The sequence below is a fragment of the Kitasatospora sp. NPDC093550 genome, assembly GCF_044764985.1.
GTDB lineage: Bacteria > Actinomycetota > Actinomycetes > Streptomycetales > Streptomycetaceae > Kitasatospora.
The window spans coordinates 114,994-135,610 of record NZ_JBIWJF010000008.1 but is presented as its reverse complement, the minus strand read 5'-3'; the positions used below and the strand labels follow the sequence as shown (position 1 = coordinate 135,610).

17 protein-coding genes are annotated in these 20,617 nt (G+C 72.8%); 4 read left to right on the top strand and 13 right to left on the bottom strand.

All coding sequences use genetic code 11. From position 1 onward, the window contains the following. Positions 1-2 precede the first annotated feature (2 nt). The 10 genes from ACIRD3_RS15070 to hrcA form a co-directional block, all read right to left on the bottom strand. The gene (locus ACIRD3_RS15070; protein WP_402215829.1) at positions 3-1,328 is read right to left on the bottom strand and encodes a hemolysin family protein; all 1,326 of its coding nucleotides are present in this window, start codon (positions 1,326-1,328) and stop codon (positions 3-5) included. Between the two features lie 19 nt (positions 1,329-1,347). After that, positions 1,348-1,842 (bottom strand): rRNA maturation RNase YbeY, encoded by a 495-nt coding sequence (gene ybeY / locus ACIRD3_RS15065; RefSeq protein WP_030061268.1) that lies wholly within the window; start codon positions 1,840-1,842, stop codon positions 1,348-1,350. A 14-nt stretch (positions 1,843-1,856) separates the two neighbouring features. Beyond that, complete coding sequence (locus tag ACIRD3_RS15060; RefSeq protein ID WP_402215827.1) at positions 1,857-2,993, bottom strand: PhoH family protein; 1,137 nt, start codon at positions 2,991-2,993, stop codon at positions 1,857-1,859. A gap of 180 nt (positions 2,994-3,173) precedes the next feature. Next, positions 3,174-4,097, bottom strand: coding sequence for a ribonuclease Z (locus ACIRD3_RS15055; protein WP_402215824.1), 924 nt, complete (start codon positions 4,095-4,097; stop codon positions 3,174-3,176). Positions 4,098-4,103: 6 nt separating this feature from the next. Next, positions 4,104-4,457 (bottom strand): histidine triad nucleotide-binding protein, encoded by a 354-nt coding sequence (locus ACIRD3_RS15050; RefSeq protein WP_402215821.1) that lies wholly within the window; start codon positions 4,455-4,457, stop codon positions 4,104-4,106. A gap of 52 nt (positions 4,458-4,509) precedes the next feature. Continuing rightward, positions 4,510-5,238, bottom strand: coding sequence for an RDD family protein (locus tag ACIRD3_RS15045; protein WP_402215818.1), 729 nt, complete (start codon positions 5,236-5,238; stop codon positions 4,510-4,512). 102 nt (positions 5,239-5,340) lie between these two features. Continuing rightward, a complete protein-coding gene (locus tag ACIRD3_RS15040) occupies positions 5,341-8,598 on the bottom strand; it encodes a S41 family peptidase (RefSeq protein WP_402215816.1) in 3,258 nt (1,085 codons plus the stop codon). A 124-nt stretch (positions 8,599-8,722) separates the two neighbouring features. Continuing rightward, positions 8,723-9,472, bottom strand: coding sequence for a 16S rRNA (uracil(1498)-N(3))-methyltransferase (locus ACIRD3_RS15035; RefSeq protein ID WP_402215813.1), 750 nt, complete (start codon positions 9,470-9,472; stop codon positions 8,723-8,725). A gap of 105 nt (positions 9,473-9,577) precedes the next feature. Continuing rightward, the gene (dnaJ, locus tag ACIRD3_RS15030; RefSeq protein WP_402215811.1) at positions 9,578-10,717 is read right to left on the bottom strand and encodes a molecular chaperone DnaJ; all 1,140 of its coding nucleotides are present in this window, start codon (positions 10,715-10,717) and stop codon (positions 9,578-9,580) included. A 79-nt stretch (positions 10,718-10,796) separates the two neighbouring features. Further along, positions 10,797-11,831, bottom strand: coding sequence for a heat-inducible transcriptional repressor HrcA (hrcA, locus tag ACIRD3_RS15025; protein WP_402215808.1), 1,035 nt, complete (start codon positions 11,829-11,831; stop codon positions 10,797-10,799). Positions 11,832-12,151: 320 nt separating this feature from the next. Here hrcA and htpX point away from each other — a divergent pair, with 320 nt between their 5' ends. From htpX to ACIRD3_RS15010, 3 genes are all read left to right on the top strand, one after another. After that, positions 12,152-13,072 carry a zinc metalloprotease HtpX gene (htpX, locus tag ACIRD3_RS15020; protein WP_402215805.1) on the top strand — a complete coding sequence of 307 codons (921 nt, stop codon included), beginning with the start codon at positions 12,152-12,154 and terminating at the stop codon, positions 13,070-13,072. Between the two features lie 86 nt (positions 13,073-13,158). Continuing rightward, positions 13,159-13,743, top strand: coding sequence for a hypothetical protein (locus tag ACIRD3_RS15015; RefSeq protein ID WP_402215802.1), 585 nt, complete (start codon positions 13,159-13,161; stop codon positions 13,741-13,743). Between the two features lie 31 nt (positions 13,744-13,774). After that, a complete protein-coding gene (locus ACIRD3_RS15010; protein WP_402215799.1) occupies positions 13,775-14,608 on the top strand; it encodes a DUF3097 domain-containing protein in 834 nt (277 codons plus the stop codon). Here ACIRD3_RS15010 and ACIRD3_RS15005 read toward each other — a convergent pair. From ACIRD3_RS15005 to ACIRD3_RS14995, 3 genes are read right to left on the bottom strand one after another with little or no spacing between them, the layout of a single operon-like run. Then, positions 14,599-15,153, bottom strand: coding sequence for a Uma2 family endonuclease (locus tag ACIRD3_RS15005; RefSeq protein ID WP_402215796.1), 555 nt, complete (start codon positions 15,151-15,153; stop codon positions 14,599-14,601). The two genes, ACIRD3_RS15010 and ACIRD3_RS15005, sit on opposite strands and share 10 nt — an antisense overlap. Before the next feature lie 40 nt (positions 15,154-15,193). Next, positions 15,194-16,423 (bottom strand): radical SAM family heme chaperone HemW, encoded by a 1,230-nt coding sequence (gene hemW / locus ACIRD3_RS15000; protein WP_402215793.1) that lies wholly within the window; start codon positions 16,421-16,423, stop codon positions 15,194-15,196. Positions 16,424-16,481: 58 nt separating this feature from the next. Continuing rightward, the gene (locus tag ACIRD3_RS14995) at positions 16,482-18,404 is read right to left on the bottom strand and encodes an AMP-dependent synthetase/ligase (RefSeq protein ID WP_402215790.1); all 1,923 of its coding nucleotides are present in this window, start codon (positions 18,402-18,404) and stop codon (positions 16,482-16,484) included. A gap of 368 nt (positions 18,405-18,772) precedes the next feature. Between ACIRD3_RS14995 and ACIRD3_RS14990 the strand changes: the two genes are divergently transcribed. Then, on the top strand, positions 18,773-20,506 hold the full coding sequence (locus ACIRD3_RS14990) for an ABC transporter ATP-binding protein (protein WP_402215788.1): 1,734 nt from the start codon (positions 18,773-18,775) through the stop codon (positions 20,504-20,506). Positions 20,507-20,617 lie beyond the last annotated feature (111 nt).

Sequence of the window (20,617 nt, the reverse complement as noted above, 5' to 3'; positions counted from 1 at the left end):
CGCTACTCGCCCGCGGGCTCCTCGGGAGTGTCGGTGGCGCGGACCGGGGAGGCGACCATGGAGCCGATACGGTTGCGGCGGCCGGCCGAGGACTCGGCGGTCAGCAGGATGCCGGTCAGGCCGTCCTCGACCGGCTCCGGCAGCGGGATCTCACAGGCGGAGCCGGGGATCGGCACCCGGCCGAGGTGCTTGGCCAGCAGGCCGCCGACGGTCTCGACGTCCTCGTCCTCCAGCTCGATGCCGAACAGCTCGCCCAGGTCCTCCACCAGGAGGCGGGCGGTGATCCGGTACGAGCCGTCGCCGAGGTCCTCCACCGGCGCGATCTCCCGGTCGTACTCGTCGGTGATCTCGCCGACGATCTCCTCCAGGATGTCCTCGATGGTGACCAGGCCGGCCGTGCCGCCGTACTCGTCGATCACGATCGCGACGTGCGAGCGGCGCTGCTGCATCTCGCGCAGCAGGTCGCCGGCCGGCTTGGAGTCCGGGACGAAGACGGCCGGGCGCATCACCGCGCCGACCTCCTCGGCCTCGGCCTCCCGGTTGATGTGGGTGCGCCGGACCAGGTCCTTGAGGTAGACGATGCCGACCACGTCGTCCTCGTTGTCGCCGACCACCGGGATCCGCGAGAAGCCGGAGCGCAGCGCCAGGGTGAGGGCCTGCCGGACGGTCTTGTGCCGCTCGATCATCACCAGGTCGGTGCGCGGCACCATCACCTCGCGCACGATGGTGTCGCCCAGCTCGAAGACCGAGTGCACCATCCGGCGCTCCTCGTCCTCGATCAGGTCGTCCTTCTCGGCGAGGTCCACCAGCGCCCGCAGCTCCGCCTCGGAGGCGAACGGCCCCTCCCGGTAGCCCTTGCCCGGGGTCAGCGCGTTGCCGAGCAGGATCAGCAGCCGCGGGATCGGGCCGAGCACGGCGGCCAGCGGCAGCAGCACGAAGGAGGCCGCGGTCGCCGTGGTGAGCGGGTGCTGGCGCCCGATCGTGCGCGGCGAGACCCCCACCGCGACGAAGGACACCAGCACCATCACGCCGAACGCCAGCAGGACGGCCTGCCAGGTCGGCGTCACGTTGCGCACGCACACCACGGTGACCAGGACGGCCGCCGCCATCTCGCTGGCCACCCGGATCAGGGTGGCCAGGTTGAGGTAGCGGATCGGGTCGGAGGCGAGGGTCAGCAGCCGCGCGGAGCCCCGCCGACCGACCCGCACGGCCTCCTCCGCCCGGAACCGGGAGACCCGGGAGATGCCCGCCTCCGCGCACGCGGCCAGCCAGCCGAGCACGACGAGCAGGACGGCACCGAGGATGAAGCTCGTACTCTCACCACTCACAGGGGTTCGGGCTCCGCGCTCAGTGGGTGGTGGGGGCCGGGGAGATGCCGCCGAGGCCGCGGCCCGCCCGCCAGTCGTCCAGGATGCGCTTCTGGAGGGCGAACATCTCCTCCTCCTCCTCGGGCTCCTCGTGGTCGTAGCCGAGGACGTGCAGCACGCCGTGCACGGTGAGCAGCTGCAGCTCCTCGTCCATCGAGTGCTTGGAGGGGGCGGCCTTGCCCTGCTGCTCGGCGACCTCGGGGCAGAGCACGATGTCGCCGAGCAGGCCCTGCGGCAGCTCCTCGCCCTCCTTGCCGGGACGCAGCTCGTCCATCGGGAAGGACATCACGTCGGTGGGCCCGGGCAGGTCCATCCACTGGATGTGCAGCTCCTCCATCGCCGCGCCGTCCACCAGGATCACGGACAGTTCGGACTGCGGGTGGATCCGCATCTTGTCCAGGGCGAAGCGGGCGACGTCGAGGATGGCTTCCTCGTCGGCGTCCCAACCGGACTCGTTGGCGATGTCGATCGACATGACGGGCTGTGTGCTCAGCTTTCGGTGCGGTGGGACTGTCGGGGTGCGCGGGGCGGGGTCGCCGTCTTGCCCGGGCGCCGCTGGGCGGGCTTGCGGGCGGCCGGGGAGGGCTCCTCGGCCTCCTGACGGGCGTCCCAGCGCTCGTAGGCGTCCACGATCCGGCCGACCAGCTTGTGGCGGACCACGTCGGTGCTGGTGAGGACGGAGAAGTGGATGTCGGGCACGTCGGCCAGGATCTCCTGGACGACCTTGAGGCCGCTCCTGGTGCCGCCCGGGAGGTCGATCTGGCTGGTGTCGCCGGTGACGACCACCCGGGAGTTGAACCCGAGGCGGGTGAGGAACATCTTCATCTGCTCGGGCGAGGTGTTCTGGGCCTCGTCGAGGATGATGAAGGCGTCGTTGAGGGTGCGGCCGCGCATGTACGCGAGCGGCGCGACCTCGATGGTGCCGGCCGCCATCAGGCGGGGGATGGAGTCCGGGTCCATCATGTCGTGCAGCGCGTCGTAGAGCGGGCGCAGGTACGGGTCGATCTTCTCGTAGAGGGTGCCGGGCAGGAAGCCCAGCCGCTCCCCCGCCTCGACCGCCGGGCGGGTCAGGATGATCCGGTTGACCTCCTTGGCCTGCAGGGCCTGGACGGCCTTGGCCATCGCCAGGTAGGTCTTGCCGGTGCCGGCCGGGCCGAGGCCGAAGACGATCGTGTGCTTGTCGATCGCGTCGACGTAGCGCTGCTGGTTGAGGGTCTTGGGGCGGATCGTGCGGCCCCGGTTCGACAGGATGTTCGCGGTGAACACCTCGGACGGCGCCGGGCTGTCCGGGTCCTGCTCCTGGCTGCGGAGCATGGCGATGGAGCGCTCCACGGAGTCCTCCGTCAGGGGCTGGCCGGTGCGCAGCACCAGCATCATCTCGTTGAAGAGCTTCTTGACGAGGGCGACCTCGGTCCGCTCCCCGGTGGCGGTCACCTCGTTGCCGCGGACGTGGATGTCGGCGGCGGGGAAGCCCCGCTCGATCACGCGCAGCAGCGAGTCCGCGGTGCCGAGCAGGGTGACCATCGGGTGCTTCTCGGGGATGACGATCCGGGCGCTGACGCGGCCGTCGTCGGCCGGTTCGGGGCGCGACTGTCCGTCGGTACGGGTCTGCGATGTGTCACTCATAGGTCGGCGCTGGGGCCTGCCTCATCCCATCCGTGGTGTCGTGTGCCGCTCGGATCTCTCCGGGGCACCAGGGTACGCCGCGAGCGTGATCGCCGCGGCGGGCGGCGGGGCCGCACCCGTCGATGCTGCGGCAGTTCGGGGGACGGCGCGAACCCTTTTTCCCGCGGGCCCCGGCGCGGGTCACGGCTGGCGGCGGGCGGGGACGGGCACCCGGGCGAGGTCGGCGGCCAGCACCAGCTCCCCGTCGAAGTGCTTGCGGGCGTCCGCGAGGTGCTGGCCGAGGTCCGGGTAGCGCTGGGAGAAGTGGGTCAGCACCAGGGTGCGCGCGCCGGCCTCGGCGGCGACCTTGGCGGCCTGGCCCGCGGTGAGGTGGCCGTGGTCCTCGGCGAGGCGGGCGTCGGCGTCGGTGAAGGTGGCCTCGACGACCAGCAGGTCGGTGCCCTCGGCGAGCGCGTACACGCCCTCGCAGAGCCGGGTGTCCATCACGAAGGCGAACTTCTGGCCCGGCCGGGGCTCGCTGACCTCGTCGAGGGTGACCCGGCGGCCGTCCACCTCGACCGCGCCCTCGTGCTGCAGCCGGCCCACCGCCGGGCCGCGGACGCCCAGTCCGGCGAGCCGCTCGGGCACCAGCCGGCGGCCGTCCGGCTCGGACAGCCGGTAGCCGAAGGACTCCACGGGGTGGTCCAGGCGCACCGCGTCCAGCGCGAAGCGGGCGCCGGGCGCGGGCAGCGGGCCCGGCTCGTCGATCGGCCGGGGCCGCAGCACGGCGGTCTCGTGGTAGGCGGTGGCGTGCCGCAGCCGCTCGAAGTAGACCTCGCCGGAGGCCGGGAAGTAGACGTCCACCGGATGCGGGACCCGGTCCAGGTTGATCCGCTGGATCACCCCCGCGAGGCCCAGGCAGTGGTCGCCGTGGAAGTGGGTGACGGCGATCCGGGTGATCTGGGTGGCCGTGACCCCGGCGTGCAGCATCTGGCGCTGGGTGCCCTCGCCGGGGTCGAACAGCAGGCCCTCGCCGTCCCAGCGCAGCAGGTAGCCGTTGTGGTTGCGGTGCCGGGTGGGCACCTGGCTGGCGGTGCCGAGGACGACGAGTTCGCGCTGGGACACCTGGGATCAGACCATGCTCTCGGTCATGTGCGTGCCGCCGAGCACGTGGACGTGGGCGTGGAAGACGGTCTGCCCGGCGCCCGCCCCGGTGTTGAAGATCAGCCGGTAGTCGGCGATGCCCTCGTCCTCGGCCACCCGGCCCGCCTCGGCGAGCAGTTCGCCGGCGATCTCCGGCTCGGCGGCGGCCAGCGCGGCCGCGTTCGGGTAGTGGACGTGCGGGATCACCAGGACGTGCACGGGCGCCTTGGGGGCGATGTCGCGGAAGGCGAGGGTGCGCTCGGTCTTGCGCACGACCGTCGCCGGGATCTCGCCCGCCACGATCTTGCAGAACAGGCAGTCGGGCTGCCGCTCGCCGGCCATCGGCTTCTCCTCGGGATCGGTGCGTCGGGTGGTGGGGCGGTACGGGCGCAGCCTAGCCGAGCCCGGCCACGGCCTGCTGGTACTCCTGCAGGTGCTTCCAGCGCACCGCGCGCATGCCGACGACGTCGCCGTCGTCGGTGTCGTAGTCCTCGGTGAGGAAGGACACCGCGAGGATGACGAAACCGATCAGCCAGCGCCTGGTGAGCCGCCAGGTGTTCGGCCGCATCACCCGCTTGGTGCGCACCACCCGCATCGCCAGGATCCCCTTGCCGACGCTGAACCCGGTCAGGCGGGCCAGCACCACCTGGTTGAGGAAGGACACGGCCAGGCCGACGAGGAGCAGCGCCACGAAGTACGGCACCGCCGGGCCGCCGCTGTGGACGGTGTGCCCGGCCACCTGCCGCACCTTCGGCCGGCTGGCGGCGTTGGCGGCGACGAAGCCGAGGGTGACGGCGAACAGGAAGTCGAGCACGATCGCCAGGAAGCGCCGGCTGCCGGCCGCCTCCTTGGGGCACGGCGGCAACGCGGCGGGGCGCTGCGGGTGCTGGGGCTGCTGCGCGTACTGCGGCTGCTGCGGATAGGGGTTCGGGTACGGCTGCGGCTGCGGCTGCCCGTACTGCTGGGGCGGCTGCTGCGCGTACCCCTGTTCGTACCCCTGCTGTCCGTACCCCTGCGGCTGCCCGTACTGCGGGGGCGGCGGGTACGCCTGCGGCTGCGGCGGTGACTGCGGCTGTGCGTAAGGGTTCTGGCCGTACTGCGGCGGCGGGTAGCCCTGCGCCATGGTGGTTCCCCCGTGGGCTGTAGATCAAGAAACAGCCCCGCATCCTACCCAGACCGCGGCACGGGAAGTCGGCCCGTCCGACTTCCCGTGCGGGCGCGGCCGTCACCGCCAGGGCAGCGGTGGCGCCGTGCGGGCCGGGGTCTCGGCGAGCGCGGCCAGGGCGATCCGGACGCCCTCGGCCAGCTGCGGGTCCTCGCCGGCCGCCCAGTGGTGCGGGGCGATCGGCACCTCGACGTCCGGGTCGACGCCGTGGTTCTCCACGCCCCAGCCGTAGTTCTCCAGCCAGAACGCGTACTTGGGCTGGGTGACCAGGGTGCCGTCGACCAGCCGGTAGCGGCTGTCGATGCCGATCACCCCGCCCCAGGTGCGGGTGCCGACGACCGGGCCGATGCCCAGCGCCTGGATGGCCGCGTTGACGATGTCGCCGTCCGAGCCGGAGTCCTGGTCGGCGAGCGCGACGACGGGCCCGCGCGGGGCGTCGCCGGGGTACGGGACCGGGCTGTCGGTGTCCCGGCTGAGGTTCCAGCCGACGATCCGCCGGGCGAGCTTCTCGACCACCAACTGCGAGGTGTGGCCGCCGCGGTTCTCCCGGATGTCGACGATCACGCCCTCCTTGGCCATCTCCGAGCGCAGGTCGCGGTGGATCTGCGCCCAGCCGGTGGTCTGCATGTCGGGGACGTGCAGGTAGCCCAGCCGCCCGCCGGACAGCTCGCGCACCGCGGCCCGCCGCCCGGACACCCAGTCGTGGTAGCGCAGCGCCTCGTCGTCGGCGAGCGGGACGACCACCGGGTGGCGCCGGTCGGTGCCGTCCTTGCCGGCCACGGTCAGCTCGACCGGCTGCCCGGCGGTGCCGGCCAGCAGCGGCGCCGGCCCGGTGACCGGGTCCACCGGGCGGCCGTTGACCGCCAGGACGGCGTCGCCCGGGCGGATCGCGGCGCCGGGCGCGGCCAGCGGCGAGCGGGCCCTCGGGTCGGAGGACTCCCCGGGCAGGATCCGGGCGATCCGCCACTGCCCGCCCTCCTTGACCAGGTCCGCGCCGAGCAGGCCCTGGCGCCGCGCGGGCTCGGTGTGCGGGCCGTACGGGACGACGTAGGCGTGCGAGGTGCCGAGTTCGCCGTGCACCTCCCACAGCAGGTCGATCAGGTCGTCGTGCGAGCCGACCCGCTCCACCAGCGGCCGGTAGCGCTCCAGGACGCCGGCCCAGTCGACGCCGGAGAGGTCGGGGCGCCAGAAGTTGTCGCGCATCAGCCGGCCGTTCTCGGCGTACATCTGCCGCCACTCGGCCGCCGGGTCGACGGTGACCCGCAGCCGGGCGAGGTCCACGGTGATCTCGTCGTCCTCGCCGCCGGCCTTGTGGTCGGCCGGGACGATCCGCAGCTCGCCCTCGTCCAGGACGGCGACCCGGCTGCCGTCCCCGCTGACCGCGAACCCGTCGACGTCGTGCACCAGTTGCTCGACCCGGCGCTTCCTCAGGTCGAAGCGCTCCAGCACCGGCCGGGGCCGCTCGTCCTCCAACGAGGCCGCCTCGTCGCCGAGTTCGCCGAGCAGCGGGACCCTGGTCCACAGCACGCCGTCCTTGGCCGCCCGCAGGGTGCCGAACAGCCCGCCCTCCACCGGGAACGGGACGATCCGGTCCGCGATGCCGTCCAGGTCCACCCTGGTCACCGGCGCGGCCGCGTCGCCGCCCTCCTCGCCGTCCGCCTTCTTGGCCCGCGGCTCGTCCTCCTCCCCGCCGAGCGGGCGCCCGGCGCGCTGCGGCCCGAACGGGGACGGGGTGTCGGCGGCCAGCGTGATCAGGTACGGGCGGCAGCCGTTGGGGAAGGACAGGTCGAAGACGTGCGAGTCGTAGACCGGGTCGAAGTTGCGCACCGACAGGAACGCCAGGTAGCGGCCGTCGGCGGTGAAGGCCGGCGAGGTGTCGATGAAGCGCTGCTGGGTCGCCTCGCTGACGGTGCGGGTGGCCAGGTTGGCCAGCACGATCTGGCGCAGCGAGTACGGGCCCAGCCCCGGCACCGGGCGGGACCAGGCCAGCCAGGCCGAGTCCGGGCTGAACACCAGCCCGCTGACCTCGCCGTCGGTGCTGCGCTCCAGTTCGTGCACGGTGCCGTCGGCGAGCGCCACCAGCAGCACCCGGCCGTCGTGGACGCCGAGCGCGGCCTGCTTGCCGTCCGGGGAGACGGCCAGCGCGTTGACCCGGCCGAGTTGCCCGGCGGCCAGCCGGCGGCGCTCGGCGCCGTGCACGGCGGGCGCGTACTCCAGGGCGTCCTCGCCCTCGGCGTCGGACACCCAGAGCACGCCCTGGGCGCCGTCCTCCCCGGGCACCACCCGGGCCAGGCGCCCGCGCACGCCCGGCGTCTCGTCCAGCACCCGGGCCGGGCCCTCGCGGTGGGTCAGCCAGTGCACGCTGCCGCGCACCACCACGGCGCCGGCCCGGCCGGTGCGGTCGGGGGCGACCGACTCCAGCCAGTGCGCGGCGGTCACCGGGCGGGGGCGGCGGCCGCTGCGCGGACCGGCCAGCCGGACGTCCAGGCGGCGCGGCTCGGCGCCGGCCAGGTCCTCCAGCAGCCAGAGGTCACCGGCCCGGTGGTAGACCACCCGGGTGCCGTCGGTGGCGGCGTTGCGGGCGTAGAAGCCGTCCGCGCCGGTGGTGTGGCGGCGCAGGTCGGACCCGTCCGGGAGGCTGGACCACAGCTCGCCGACGCCCTCGTGGTCCGACAGGAAGGCGATCCGGGCGCCCGGCCCGGCGTCCGGACCGGCCACCCACAGCGGCGAGGACAGCTGGCCGTCCAACTCCTCGTGGACCCGGGCGAATTCGTCCCGGCCCAGCCACAGCTTGCCGGCCCGGCCGCCCCGGTAGCGCTTCCACCAGGCCGGTTCGGGGATCGCGGCGCTGGCCAGCAGCACCCGGTCCCCGCCCGGCTCGAAGGCGATCCCGCCGACCGGCCCGTACGGCAGCCGCACCGGCTCCCCGCCGTCCAGCGGCACCGCGTGCGCCCAGGTACGGCGCGGGGTCGCCTGCCCGGCGGCGGTGGTGGCGATCGGGCGGCCGTCGGCCGTCCAGCCCTGCACCCTGGTCTGGCCGCTGCCCCAGTGGGTGAGCCGGCGGGAGGGTCCGCCGTCCACCGGCACCACGTGCACCTCGGGCGCGCCGTCCCGGGTGGAGGTGAAGGCGATGCGCCGCCCGTCCGGGGAGAACCGGGGGTTCTGCACCGGCAGGTGGTCGGCGGTGAGCCGCCAGGCCCGTCCGCCGTCCAACGGGGCGAGCCAGAGGTCGTTCTCGGCGACGAAGGCGACCAGGTCGCCGTGCAGGTGGGGGTGGCGCAGGTACGCGCCCGAGGAGGTGCTCAGGGAGTCCGTCACGCGGCCAGCGTAGGCACGTACGCGTACGAGCCGCCGCGCTTTCGGACAGAGTCGGGCCCCCCGGGCGAGCCCGCTGGACCCTCGCGCCGCGCCGTAGTACGGGCCGCTCCCGGGACGGTCCGGGCTACGCCCAGCGGCCGGTGCGGCCCAGCAGCAGTGCCCCGGCGGCCACCCCGGCGGTGGAGGTGCGCAGCACCGAGGGGCCCAGACGGTACGGCTTCGCGCCCGCCCCGGCGAAGACGGCCAGCTCCTCCGGGGAGACCCCGCCCTCCGGGCCGACCACCAGCACCAGGTCCCCGGCCCCGGGCAGCACGGCGTGCGCCAGCGGCTCGGCGCCCTCCTCGTGCAGCACGGCGGCGAACGCGGCGCCCGCCAGGAGCGGCGCCAGCTGCTTGGTGGTCATCGGGTCCCGCACCTCGGGGAAGCGCAGCCGGCGGGACTGCTTGCCGGCCTCGCGGGCGGTGGCCCGCCACTTGGCGAGCGCCTTGGCGCCGCGCTCGCCCTTCCACTGGGTGATGCACCGGGAGGCCGACCAGGGGATCACCACGTCCACGCCGACCTCGGTCATGGTCTCCACGGCCAGCTCACCGCGGTCGCCCTTGGGCAGCGCCTGGACGACGACGATCCGCGGCGCGGGCTCCGGCTCGCGGCGCACCGCGGCGACCGCCACGTCGACGGCGTCCTTGCCGAACACCTCGGCGACCGTCCCGTCCACGCCCAGCCCCAGCCCGTCGGCCAGGGTGATCGCCTCGCCGGCCTCCAGCCGCTTCACCGCGGCGGCGTGCCGCCCCTCCGGGCCGTCCAGGCGCACCACGGCGCCGGGCGCGGCGGCGGCGATCCGCTCGGTGTCGACGACGAAGACGGGCGCGGTCATGCGGGGGAACCTTTCCGGAGGGGGCCCGGCCGGCGCGCGGCCGCGGCGGGGAGGAAACGCGGGAGGGGTGCCGGGGGTCGGCCCCCGGCACCCCTCCGCGGACGGCTACCGGCCGTTGAAGGCGTCCTTCAGCCGGGAGAACAGGCCCTGCTGGCCCGGCGCGAACTGGCCGGAGGGCCGCTCCTCGCCGCGCAGCACCGCGAGACGGCGCAGCAGCTCCTCCTGCTCGGCGTCGAGCTTGGTGGGCGTCTTCACCTCGACGTGCACTATCAGGTCGCCCCGGCCGCCCCCGCGCAGGTGGGTGATGCCCCGGCCGTGCAGCGGGATCGACTGGCCGGACTGGGTGCCGGGCCGGATGTCGACCTCCTCCAGGCCGTCCAGGGTCTGCAGCGGCACCTGGGTGCCGAGCGAGGCCGCCGTCATCGGGATGGTGACGGTGCAGTGCAGGTCGTCCCCGCGCCGCTGGAAGATCGCGTGGGTGGTCTCGGCGATCTCGACGTACAGGTCGCCGGCCGGGCCGCCGCCCGGGCCGACCTCGCCCTCGCCGGCCAACTGGATCCGGGTGCCGTTGTCGACACCGGCCGGGATCTTCACGGTCAGCGTGCGGCGGGCGCGGACCCGGCCGTCGCCGGCGCACTCCGGGCACGGGGTCGGCACGACGGTGCCGAAGCCCTGGCACTGCGGGCAGGGGCGGGAGGTCATGACCTGGCCCAGGAAGGACCGGGTGACCTGGGAGACCTCGCCCTTGCCGCGGCACATGTCACAGGTCTGCGCCGAGGTGCCGGGGGCCGCGCCCTCGCCGCTGCAGGTGGTGCAGGTGACGGCGGTGTCGACCTGGAGCTCCTTGGTGGTGCCGAACGCGGCCTCCTCCAGGGTGATCTCCAGCCGGATCATGGCGTCCTGGCCCCGGCGGGTGCGCGAGCGCGGGCCGCGCTGGCCGGCCGCGGCGCCGAAGAAGGCGTCCATGATGTCGGAGAAGCCGAAGCCCGCCGCGCCGGCCCCGAAGCCGCCCGCACCGCCGCCGCCCGGGGACAGCGGGTCCCCGCCGAGGTCGTAGACCTGGCGCTTCTGCGGGTCGGAGAGCACCTCGTAGGCGGCGTTGATCTCCTTGAACCGCTCCTGCGTCTTCGGGTCCGGGTTGACGTCCGGGTGCAGTTCGCGTGCCAGGCGCCGGAACGCCTTCTTGATCTCGTCCTGCCCCGCATCCCGTCGGACGCCGAGTACCGCGTAGTAGTCCGTGGCCACCAAATGCTCCGCTTGTTCCGCCTGTAGTAGTGCTGCGACTGGTCACCGCGCGTCACCGGTACGGCGCGCGGTCGTATTGCTACGACTCGGCCAGGATCTGGCCCACGTACCGCGCCACCGCCCGCACCGCCCCCATTGTGCCCGGGTAGTCCATCCGGGTCGGACCGATCACACCCAGCTTGGCCACGCTCTCGTCCCCCGAACCGTAACCGACCGAGACCACCGAGGTGGAAATCAGCCCCTCGTAGGCGTTCTCCCGCCCGATCCGGACCGTCATCGCGGCGTCGTTGGTCTCACCCAGGAGGCGGAGCAGGATGACCTGCTCCTCCAGCGCTTCCAGCACCGGCTGGATGGTGAGCGGGAAGTCGTGGCCGAAGCGGGTCAGGTTGGCCGTGCCGGCCAGCATGATCCGCTCCTCGTTCTGCTCCGCGAGCGTCTCGAACAGCGTCGCCAGGACGGTGGCCACGATCGGCCGGTCGGCCTCCTCGAACGTCGCCGGGAGCTCCTCCAACAGCCCCGGGACCTCCGGCAGGAGGCGGCCGGCCGCCCTGCTGTTGAGCGCGGTGCGCAGATCCGCCAGGACGGTCTCGCCGACCGTGCCCGGGCAGTCCACCATCCGCTGCTCGACCCGGCCGGTGTTGGTGATCAGCACCAGCATCACCTTCGCCGGGGCCAGCGCCACCAGCTCGATGTGCCGCACCGTGGAGCGCGTCAGCGAGGGGTACTGGACCACCGCGACCTGCCGGGTCAGCTGGGCGAGCAGCCGCACGGTGCGCGCGACCACGTCGTCCAGGTCGACCGCGCCGTCCAGGAAGTGCCGGATCGCCCGGCGCTCGGGGGCGCTCATCGGCTTGATCTCGGCGAGCTTGTCGACGAAGAGGCGGTACCCCTTGTCGGTCGGGATCCGGCCGGCGCTGGTGTGCGGCTGGTGGATGTAGCCCTCCTCCTCCAGCGCCGCCATGTCGTTGCGGACCGTCGCCGGCGAGACCCCGAGGTTGTGCCGCTCCACCAGGGCCTTGGAGCCGACCGGCTCCTCGGTGCCCACGTAGTCCTGCACGATCGCGCGGAGCACGGCGAGCTTGCGGTCGTCCAGCTGGCGGACCTCACCGGCCATGGGGCACGCACCTCCGTCTTCGCACGTTGTCCGTCTGTGTCCCGCTGTACTGCTCTGTCCTGCCTGTACCGCTCTGTCCTGCGGCGGGCCGCTCCCGGCGGCCCCGACCTTGGCACTCTGAACACCCGAGTGCCAAAACCGTACCTGCCAGTGTAAGGCCCGGGTCCTACGGCAGGAACGGCCCGACCGGGGTGATCCTGCCCGCAGTTCCGGGTACGGCCCGCACGGCGGCGGCCGTTCACGGTTCCGGGCGCCGGGGTGGTGCCCCCGGGCCGTCCGGGTGGCAGCATCGAAGGCGACGGCGAATGGAGGAGCAAGCGATGTCGAGCTCGGGCCAGCACACCCGTTTCGCGCCCGACCGCGGCCTGACCGGCCGCATGGTCGCCACGATGTTCGTGATCGGGCTGCTGTACGTCGGTTTCACCGGCCTGCTGATCGCGCTGCTGCGCGGCGCCTGGCCGCTGATCGTCCTGATCTCCGGCGGGCTGTTCGTGGCCCAGTTCTGGTTCAGCGACAAGATCACCGAACGGGCGATGGGCGCCCACCAGGTGTCCCCGGAGGAGTTCCCCCAGCTGCACGGCACGATCGACCGGCTCTGCGCCCTGGCCGACATGCCCAAACCCCGCGTGGCGGTCGCCGACAACGACATGCCCAACGCCTTCGCCACCGGCCGCAACCCGCAGAACGCGGTGGTCTGCGTGACCACCGGCCTGCTGCGCCGACTGGAGCCGGAGGAGCTGGAGGGCGTCCTCGCGCACGAGCTGTCCCACGTGGCCCACCGGGACGTCGCGGTGATGACGATCGCCGGCTTCCTCGGCGTGCTCGCCGGCGCGATGACCAGGATCGCCGTGTACGGCGGCTTCATGGGCGGCGGCCGCAACGACAACGACCAGAACGCGGCCATCGTCGCGCTGCTCATCCCGCTGGTCTCGATGGTCGTCTACGCGATCAGCTTCCTGCTCACCCGGCTGCTCTCCCGCTACCGCGAGCTGGCCGCCGACCGAGCCGCCGCCCAGCTCACCGGACGGCCCAGCGCCCTCGCCTCCGCCCTGACCAAGGTGACCGGGCAGATCGCCGCCATCCCCAGCAAGGACCTGCGCCAGGCGCAGCCGTACAACGCCTTCTACTTCGCCCCCGCGCTGAGCGCCCGGGAGACCGCCTCGCAGCTGCTGTCCACGCACCCGACGCTGGAGAAGCGGCTGGAGCAGCTGGCGAAGATCTCCGAGCAGCTCGGCCGCTGAGCCCGAGCCCCTGTGACCCGAAGTGGCCCGTGTGGCCCGCGTGACCCATCCGACCCATCTGACCCATGTGACCCGAGAGGACAGCCGTGGGATTCCTGGACGCCCTGTTCGGCCGCACCAAGCCCGTCAAGCCCGACCTCGACCAGCTGTTCGGCGTGCCGTCCGCCGCGCTCACCCTGGAGGCCGGCGCCGGGTTCACCCCGACCGGGCTCGGCTCGGTCTGCTTCGCGGCCGTCGAGGGCGCGGCCTTCGTCCAGGTCGAACAGCAGGTGCGGGCCCTGCTGGACGCCGACACCGAGCGCGGCGGCGTCCCGGTGGAGGCCTCCAAGGACGACTACGGCTACTCCTGGCTGCTGGCCCGGCACACCCCCGAGGAGCTGCCGGAGCTGGTCAACGACCTCCACGCGGTCAACAGCGAGCTGGAGGCGAACGGCTTCGGGCCGCAGCTGCTCTGCTCGCTGGTGGGCTTCCGCAACGCCGAGGGGCAGCCGCTGGCGCTGGTCTACCTCTACAAGCGCGGCACCTTCTACCCCTTCGCGCCGGTGCCCGGTGGCGGGGAGAAGCGCAACAGCCCGCTGGAACTGCAGGTCAACGCGATGCTGGGGAACGACCTGCGGCTGGAGAAGGACCTGAGCCGCTGGTTCCCGGTGTGGGGCGCGCCGGGCCTCTGACGGTCCGTCCGCCGTCCCTATGATCACCCGTATGCGCAGCCGCCAGTACGGACCCGACCTGACCCCGCCGTGGAAGAAGCAGACGCCCGCCCCGGAGGTGCCCGCCGAGCGGGACCTGGTGGTCGAGGAGGCCACCACCGGCTACTGCGGGGCGGTGGTGCGCTGCGAGAAGACCGCCGAGGGGTTCACCGTGACCCTGGAGGACCGCTTCGGCAAGCACCGGGTCTTCCCCCTGGTCCCGCGCGGCTTCCTGCTGGAGGGCCGGGTCGTCACCCTGGTGCGCCCCGCCGGCCCGGCGGCCCCCCGCACCCCGGCCCGCACCGCCTCGGGCTCGATCGCCGTGCCCGGCGCCCGCGCCAGGGTCGCCCGCGAGTCGCGGATCTACGTCGAGGGGCGTCACGACGCCGAACTGGTCGAGCGGGTCTGGGGCGACGACCTGCGCGTCGAGGGCGTCGTCGTGGAGTACCTGCGCGGCATCGACGACCTGCCGGCGATCGTCGCCGACTTCGCCCCCGGCCCCGGCCGCCGCCTGGGCGTCCTGGTCGACCACCTGCTCCCGGGCACCAAGGAGCACCGCATCGCCGCCCGGGTCACCGGGGAGTCCGTCCTGGTCGTCGGCCACCCCTACATCGACGTCTGGCAGGCCGTGAAGCCCGCCTCCGTCGGCATCCCCGCCTGGCCCGCCGTGCCGCGCGGCGAGGACTGGAAGGAGGGCACCTGCCGCCGCCTCGGCTGGCCGGTGGACACCCCGGCGGCCTGGAAGCACATCCTGTCGAAGGTGGACAGCTACAAGGACCTGGAGCCCGAACTGCTGGGCCGGGTGGAGGAGTTGATCGACTTCGTAGCCCTGCCGGGTCAGGAGTAGGTCTGGAACTCCGAGGTGTCGATCATGCTGCCCAGCGGATCGACCGGAATCGACTCACCGAACTTCGCGGTGCGCTCGACGGCGTAGTCCGGTGCCCCCGAGGCAGTCCGACCGGGCTCCGTGAGCAACACGCTGATCCCCTTGATCGGATCGACGATCAGGTACGCAGGAATCTGTCCCTCCGCGTACAGCTCCCGCTTGGTCCTGTAGTCACGCAAGACGCTGGTCTTGGAGACGACCTCGACCACCAGCGTGAGCACAGCCGCGGGGACCAGACGTCCGGGCCCCTCGTAGGCCTCCCGCTCGAACACGACGAGATCCGGCTGAGGCTCGCTCGTCAGGCCGGGAAGATCGATGTCCTGGGTGGTCAAGCGGTGCCACCGCGCCCGGGGAAGCTGGTCCCGAATGGCTTCGACAATGATGTTGTGGACCATGTCCGGCCCGGCCGTCATCACGATTTCCCCCCTGATGAGCTCGGCCTTGAAGCCTTCGGGGACCTCCAGGTTCTCGAAGATCCCCGTCACCCGGTCATCGATGGCGGTCATTGCGCGCTCCCTCCGACGGCTGACACCACGTTAACGACACTCAGTCCACCAGGTCACGTACGACGGCGTCCGCCAACAGCCTCCCCTGGAGGGTGAGCGCGGCGCGGCCGTCGGCGTACGGCCCGGGGGCGAGGAGGCCGTCGGCGAGGGCACGGGCGGCGGCCTCGCGGCCGGTGCCGGTGAGCAGGTCGAGGGAGACGCCGTCGACCAGGCGCAGCTCCAGCAGGATGCGCTCGACCCGGCGGTCCTCCTCCTCGAGGACCTCGCGGCCCAGCGCCGGGGTGCGGCCCTCGGCGAGGGCCCGGGCGTAGGCGGCGGGGTGCTTGGCGTTCCACCAGCGGACGCCGCCGACGTGGCTGTGGGCGCCGGGGCCCGCGCCCCACCAGTCGGCGCCGGTCCAGTACAGCTCGTTGTGGCGGCAGCGGCCCTCGGGGGTGGTGGCCCAGTTGGAGACCTCGTACCAGGAGTAGCCGGCGGCGGCGAGCGCCTCCTCGGCGATCAGGTAGCGGTCGGCGTGCACGTCGTCGTCGATCATCGGCAGTTCGCCGCGCTTGACCCGGGCGGCCAGCCGGGTGCCCTCCTCGACGATCAGGGAGTACGCGGAGACGTGGTCCGGCCCGGCGCCGATGGCGGCGTCCAGGGAGGCCCGCCAGTCGTCGTCGGACTCGCCCGGGGTGCCGTAGATCAGGTCGAGGTTGACGTGCTCGAACCCGGCCGCGCGGGCCTCGGCCACACAGGCCTCGGGGCGGCCCGGCGTGTGGTGGCGGTCGAGCAGCCGCAGCACGTGCGGGCGGGCGCTCTGCATGCCGAAGGAGATCCGGTTGTAGCCGCCCTCGCGCAGCTCGGCCAGGTACGCCGGGTCGACCGACTCCGGGTTGGCCTCGGTGGTGACCTCGGCGTCCTCGGCGAGCCCGAACTCCTCGCGGATCGCGGCGAGCATCTTCACCAGGTCCCGGGCGGGCAGCAGGGTGGGCGTTCCGCCGCCGAGGAACACCGTCCGCACGGGCAGGTCGGCGCCACCCAGCACCTTCCGGGCCAGCCGGACCTCGGCGACCACGTTGTCCGCGTACGTCTCCTGGGAGGCGACGGCGCCGGAGGAGCGCAGCTCGGTGGCGGTGTAGGTGTTGAAGTCGCAGTAGCCGCAGCGGCTGGCGCAGTACGGCACGTGCAGGTAGAAACCGAACGGCCGGCCACCGAGCCCGTCGAGGGCGTGCGCGGGCAGGGAACCGTCGGACGGCACCGGTTCGCCGTCGGGGAGTGCGGAGGGCATGACCCCATTGTCCCGTACGGCTCACCCGAACCGGTGAGCCGTACGGGAGCTGGGCGGATCAGGCCTCGTTGGCGCCCGCGTACATCGCGGTGACCGCGTCCGCGTAGGTCCGCTCGACCACCGGGCGCTTGATCTTCAGGCTCGGCGTGAGCTCGCCGTGCTCGATGTCGAGGTCGCGCGGCAGCAGGTGGAACTTCTTGATCGTCTGCCAGCGCTGCAGCCCCGCGTTGAGCCGCTTCACGAAGCCCTCGATCAGCTCGTGGACGGCCGGCTCGGCGGCCAGCTCCGCGTAGGACTTGCCGGCCAGGCCGTGCTCGGCGGCCCACGGCAGCAGGACCGACTCGTCCAGGCCGATCAGCGCGGTGCAGTAGTTGCGGCCGTTGCCGATCACCAGGATGTTGCTGACGAAGGGGCAGACCGCCTTGAACTTGCCCTCGACCTCGCTGGGCGCCACGTACTTGCCGCCGGAGGTCTTGAACAGGTCCTTCTTGCGGTCGGTGATCCGCAGGAAGCCGTCCGCGCTGAGCTCGCCGATGTCCTCGGTGTGGAACCAGCCGTCCGGCTCCAGCACCTCGGCGGTCTTCTCCGGCAGGTTGTGGTAGCCGCGCATGATGCCCGGGCCGCGCAGCAGGATCTCGCCGTCCTCGGCGATCCGCACCTCGGTGCCGGGCAGCGGCCGGCCCACCGTGCCGATCCGCACGTCCTCCTCCCGGTTGACGCAGGACCCGGCGCTGGTCTCGCTCAGGCCGTAGCCCTCCAGGATCGGCACCCCGGCGCCGAGGAAGAAGAAGCCGATCTCCGGGGCCAGCGCGGCGCTGCCGGAGACCGCCCCGCGCAGCCGCCCGCCGAACGCCGCCCGGATCTTCGCGTACACCAGCCGGTCCGCCAGCGCGTGCTGCACCCGCAGGCCCAGCGGGGCGGTGCCGGTGCCGGTGGCGACCCGGCTCTCCTGGACCGCCCGGGCGTGCTCGCGCGCGACCTTGGCGGCCCACAGGAAGATCTTGTACTTGGCGCCGCCCTCGGCCCGGGCCTTGCCCGCGATGCCGTTGTAGACCTTCTCGAAGATGCGCGGCGCCGAGGCCATGATCGTCGGCCGGATCACCGGCAGGTTGTGGATGATCCGGTCCACCCGGCCGTCCACCGCCATCACGTGCCCGGTCGCGATCTGCCCGGAGATCAGCGTCTTGCCGAACACGTGCGACAGCGGCAGCCACATGAACTGCACGTCGTCGGAGCGCAGCAGCCCGCTGGACTCCTGCGCCCGGCCCTCGTACGCCCAGCAGTCGTGCACCAGGCGCACGCCCTTCGGGCGGCCGGTGGTGCCGGAGGTGTAGATCAGGGTCGCCAGCTGCTCCTTGCCGAGCCCGTCGACGGCCTTCTCCACCGCGTCCGGGTGCTGCTCCAGGTACTCGGCGCCCCGGCGCTCCAGCTCGGCGAGGGTGATCACGTCGAGGCCGGCCGCCTCCGGGGCCCCGTCCGGGGCGTCGAAGAGGATCACGGTGCGCAGCTCGGGCAGCCGGTCGAGCTGCTCGACGGCCTTGGCCAGCTGGGCGGCGTTCTCCGCGAACAGCGCCCGGGAGCCGGAGTCGGACAGGATGAAGGCGGTCTCGTCCGCGTTGGTGCTCGGGTAGACGGTCGTGATCGCGGCGCCCGCGCACATGGCGCCGAGGTCCGTGATGATCCACTCGATCCGGGTGGAGGAGGCCAGGGCGACCCGGTCCTCCGGCTGGATGCCGAGCGCCATCAGGCCGGCCGCCACCGCCTTCACCCGGGTCGCGGTCTGCGCCCAGGTCAGCGAACGCCACTGCTCGGCACCGGGCGCGCCGTCCGCGGCGTGCTCGTCGACCGGAGCGGGGTGGCGGTAGGCCTCGGCGTTCGGGGTCGCGGCGACGCGCTCCAGGAACAGGTGGGCGACGGAGGCGGGACGCCCGGCGACGAGGTCGGGCCTGCCGGAGTCGATCAGGGACTGCGCGGAACTCAACGAGGACCTCCGGGGGCGGGTGGCCGTCTGAGGGAATGTCGCGGCGGCCGTGGGGGCGGTCACCGGGCCCCGGTTCACCTGAACGGTACCGGTCAGTAACAAGGGGGCAATCAGCAGCCTAGGGGGAAACCGGTCATTCCGTAAGGGGGCGGAGCCGGTCGGCACGCCCCCACACCCCGGGTGACCGCCCCCGCGGGGCGCGCCGCACCGGCCGACACGCCCCGCGAGGCGACCGAGGGACGAACTGCCGGACCGTACGGCAAAAGCCCGGCAAACCTCCGGTTCCCGCACGCCGAATGGCCTGTACGACGCTACAGAACAACGAGAATCGGGGTGCGAACCCGACCGGCGACGACAAGAGTGTGCTAGTGCTGATCAGACTGCTGCGGGCGTACCTGCGCCCCTACTCCCGACCGATCACCCTGTTGGTGACCCTCCAGCTGGTGTCCACCCTCGCGGCGCTCTACCTGCCGACACTCAACGCCGACATCATCGACGACGGCGTGGTCAAGGGCGACACCGGCTACATCCTGCGCGTCGGCGCGGTGATGATCGGCGTCACCCTCGTCCAGGCGGCCTGCTCCATCGGCGCCGTCTACATCGGCGCCCGCGTCGCCATGGCCTTCGGCCGGGACGTCCGCGCCGCCGTCTTCGACCGGGTGCAGAGCTTCTCCGCCCGCGAAGTCGGCCAGTTCGGCGCGCCCTCCCTGATCACCCGCACCACCAACGACGTCCAGCAGATCCAGATGCTCGCCCTGATGAGCTTCACCCTCATGGTCGCCGCACCGATCATGTGCGTCGGCGGCATCATCATGGCGCTCAACCAGGACGTCCCGCTGTCCGGCCTGCTGCTCGCCGTCATCCCCGCCCTCGCCGTCGTCGTCATCCTCCTGGTCCGCGCGCTGCGCCCCCAGTTCCGCAGCATGCAGGAGCGCATCGACACCGTGAACCGGATCCTGCGCGAACAGATCACCGGCATCCGCGTCATCCGCGCCTTCGTCAAGGACGACCAGGAGCAGGCCCGTTTCGCCGGCGCCAACGAGGACCTCACCGCCGTCGCCCGCCACGTCGGCCGGCTGATGGCCGTCATGTTCCCGGCCGTCATGCTCGTCGTGAACGTCTCCAGCGTCGCCGTGCTCTGGTTCGGCGCCCACCGCATCGACAGCCACGACATGGAGATCGGCGGACTCACCGCCTTCCTCTCCTACCTGATGCAGATCCTCATGAGCGTCATGATGGCCACCTTCATGTTCATGATGGTGCCCCGCGCCGAAGTCTGCGCCGAGCGCGTCCAGGAGGTCCTCGGCACCCACTCCAGCGTCGTCCCGCCCGCCGAGCCCGTCACCGAGGTCCTGCGCCGCGGCAACCTCGAACTGCGCGACGTCGACTTCCGCTACCCCGGCGCCGAGGCCTCCGTCCTGCGCGGCATCGACCTCACCGCCCGCCCCGGCGAGACCACCGCCATCATCGGCTCCACCGGCAGCGGCAAGTCCACCCTGCTCGGCCTCGTCCCCCGGCTCTTCGACGCCACCTCCGGCCAGGTCCTCCTCGACGGCGTCGACGTCCGCGAACTCGCCGCCGACACCATCGCCGACAACATCGGCATCGTCCCCCAGAAGCCCTACCTGTTCACCGGCACCGTCGCCAGCAACCTCCGCTACGGCCGGCCCGACGCCACCGACGAGGAACTCTGGCACGCCCTGGAGATCGCCCAGGCCAAGGAGTTCGTCGAAAAACTCCCCGAAGGCCTCGACGCCCCCATCGCCCAGGGCGGCAGCAACGTCTCCGGCGGCCAGCGCCAGCGCCTCGCCATCGCCCGCGCCCTGGTCCGCAAGCCCTCCGTCTACCTCTTCGACGACTCCTTCTCCGCGCTCGACTACGCCACCGACGCCAAACTGCGCAAGGCCCTCTCCCGCGAGACCGCCGACGCCACCGTCCTCATCGTCGCCCAGCGCGTGTCCACCATCCGCGACGCCGACCGCATCATCGTCCTCGACGAAGGCGCCGTCGTCGGCACCGGCACCCACCACGAACTGATGGCCGACAACCCGACGTACCGGGAGATCGTGCTCTCCCAGCTCACCGAGCAGGAGGCGGCGTGACCACCCCCGGAAAGCCCCCGACGGACACCCCGAAGGCCGCCCCGCTGAAGGACGGCGGGAAAGCCGATCTGCGGAAGATCGGTGGAAAGACCGACCTGCACAAGAGCGGTG

What these genes read in the sequence shown, in the direction of transcription:
- htpX (WP_402215805.1), top strand. Translation starts at nt 12,152, where the DNA reads ATGTCGAGCTCGGGCCAGCACACCCGTTTCGCGCCCGACCGCGGCCTG.
- hemW (WP_402215793.1), bottom strand. Translation starts at nt 16,423, where the DNA reads ATGCCCTCCGCACTCCCCGACGGCGAACCGGTGCCGTCCGACGGTTCC.
- ACIRD3_RS15005 (WP_402215796.1), bottom strand. Translation starts at nt 15,153, where the DNA reads ATGACCGCCATCGATGACCGGGTGACGGGGATCTTCGAGAACCTGGAG.
- ybeY (WP_030061268.1), bottom strand. Translation starts at nt 1,842, where the DNA reads ATGTCGATCGACATCGCCAACGAGTCCGGTTGGGACGCCGACGAGGAA.
- ACIRD3_RS15010 (WP_402215799.1), top strand. Translation starts at nt 13,775, where the DNA reads ATGCGCAGCCGCCAGTACGGACCCGACCTGACCCCGCCGTGGAAGAAG.
- ACIRD3_RS15060 (WP_402215827.1), bottom strand. Translation starts at nt 2,993, where the DNA reads ATGAGTGACACATCGCAGACCCGTACCGACGGACAGTCGCGCCCCGAA.
- ACIRD3_RS15045 (WP_402215818.1), bottom strand. Translation starts at nt 5,238, where the DNA reads ATGGCGCAGGGCTACCCGCCGCCGCAGTACGGCCAGAACCCTTACGCA.
- hrcA (WP_402215808.1), bottom strand. Translation starts at nt 11,831, where the DNA reads ATGGCCGGTGAGGTCCGCCAGCTGGACGACCGCAAGCTCGCCGTGCTC.
- ACIRD3_RS15050 (WP_402215821.1), bottom strand. Translation starts at nt 4,457, where the DNA reads ATGGCCGGCGAGCGGCAGCCCGACTGCCTGTTCTGCAAGATCGTGGCG.
- ACIRD3_RS15035 (WP_402215813.1), bottom strand. Translation starts at nt 9,472, where the DNA reads ATGACCGCGCCCGTCTTCGTCGTCGACACCGAGCGGATCGCCGCCGCC.